General features: G+C 68.3%; 1 protein-coding gene. It reads right to left on the minus strand.

What is annotated here, in order from left to right:
* Positions 1–2,111: chitinase C-terminal domain-containing protein (locus VR44_RS32505; RefSeq protein ID WP_045951225.1), on the minus strand; the 2,111-nt coding region annotated here is incomplete at both ends.

Genomic DNA, 2,111 nt, shown 5'->3' on the forward strand with positions numbered 1-2,111 from the left:
GGGTGGTGGGGGGCGTCGTCGGGGGAGTGGTGGGCGGGGTGGTCGGGGGCTGGGTGCCGCCCGGCTCCGTCGGCGTGCTGCCGCGCGCCAGGTCCCCGGCGAGGGCGTACGTGGTGCCGGAGATGTTCACCGTCCAGTTGGAGGGCGTGGACACCGGCAGGTAGTAGTTGAACGCCAGGTCGACCGTGGCGCCCGGGGCCAGCGACTGCCAGGCCGGGAGCTTGAGCGAGACCCGCTGGAAGTCGCCCTTCAGGCCGCCCACGTTGGGGCCGGTGTGGCCGCTGCTGATCACCTTCGTACCGAAGCCGGACTGGTCGGAGGCGTTGTCCGGGGCCGAGGTGCCGTAGTCGAACTGGAACTCGGTGCCGCCGGGCAGCGTCGTCTTCGTGTTGTTGGTGATCTTCAGCTTCGGCGTGATCGGGTAGTTCGAGTCGCCCAGCTTGAAGTCCGTGAACTCCGTCCTGATGTCCACCGTCTGGGTGGGCAGCGTGCTCCCGGCCTTCTTCGCGCCGTACGGGGAGGCCGCCTTGAACTTGTCGTACATCAGGGAGGTGAGGGTGTCACCCATCTCGTACTGGCCCTTGGCCGCGTTGTACGCGTAGTCGCCCGCGAGCTCCCAGACCATCGTGCCGCCGATGCCCTTGTTCACCACGTAGTCGGCCTTGGCGGCGACGGACTGCTCGTCCTCCGTCGACAGGAAGACCTTCTTCTGCGCGTTCCACAGCCACGGCGCCACCAGCGTGGAGTCGTACTTGCGGGCGTAGGTGCCGGTCAGCGTGGTGTTCGCGGGGAAGCCGTACTTGGTGACGTAGTCGCCGACGACGCCCTTCTCCAGGTTCTTCGCGTGCCACATCGGGTTCGAGCCCGCCGGGGACTCGACGCCGTTGGTGTCCAGGTCGTGCCAGAGGTTGTCGATGCCGACCGCGCCGTCACCGCACTTGGTCAGACCGGCACCCGCCGGGCAGCTGGTGGCCGGGGCCTTGCCCCACAGGCCGTCGGTGCCGCCCTGCACGTTCTTGAAGCCGCGGGTGTAGTACGGCAGGCCGATGTTGATCCGGCCCGACGGCATGGAACCGCGGAAGTAGTGGTACGCCCAGTCGGTGTTGAGGTAGCCGACGCCGCCGTACTGGGAGGTGGAGTAGACGCCCGCGGCCGCCAGTTCGGCGTCCTTGCCGTCGTCGAAGAGGGAGGCGTTGGGGCCGACGTACTCGTTCCAGGCGCCGTGCAGGTCGTAGGACATGATGTTGACGTAGTCCAGGTACTTCTGCATCTGGAACGTCTCCATGCCCCGCAGCAGGTAGCCGGAGGAGGGGGCGGCGACGGACAGCAGGTAGTGCTTGCCGTCGGCGGCGCCCGCGCGGTCGAGCTGCTCGCGCAGCGACTTCATCAGGGCCGCGTAGCCCTGGACCAGCCCGGCCCGGCGGGCGTTGGACAGCTGCCAGTCCAGCGGGTTGCCCGCGTCCTTCATCGTGGTCGGGTACTCGTAGTCGATGTCGACGCCGTTGAACCCGTACTTGCGCACGAAGTCGACGGAGGAGGCCGCGAAGGTGTCGATGCCCGCCTGGTTGACGGAGCCGTCGGCATTGGTGGCCATCGAGTAGAAGCCCCCCGACGCCACGCGGTTGCCGTCGTCGCCGAAGTAGCCGCCCGTCTCGGCCCAGCCGCCGACCGAGATCAGCGTCTTCACGTTCGGGTACTGCTTCTTGAACTTGTTCAGCAGGTTGAAGTGGCCCTTGTAGGGGAGGGCCGGGTCCATCTCGGCGCCCGCCACGCCCGGCCAGGTCATCCCGGTGGCGGCGTTGTTCGGCCCGTCCGAGCCCACCGAGATCCTGTTGTCGGAGCCGACGTGGGCGAAGGCGTAGTTCAGGTGGGTGACCTTGGACCACGGGACGTTGTTGGCCAGGTAGGCGGGGGTGCCGTCCTTGCCCGTGCGCCAGCCGGTGAAGTAGCCGATGACGCGGCGCTGGTGGTCCGCGCCCATCTTCTCGCGGCCTTCGGAGTCGTAGACCGAGCAGTAGGGGACGTCCACTCCGGGCGTCTTGTACAGCCCGTCGGGGCGACAGCTTTCGTTGTCGGCGGCGTGCGAGACGCCCGCGGAGAGCCCGCCGACC

This window comes from Streptomyces katrae (assembly GCF_000966975.1).
Lineage (GTDB): Bacteria > Actinomycetota > Actinomycetes > Streptomycetales > Streptomycetaceae > Streptomyces > Streptomyces katrae.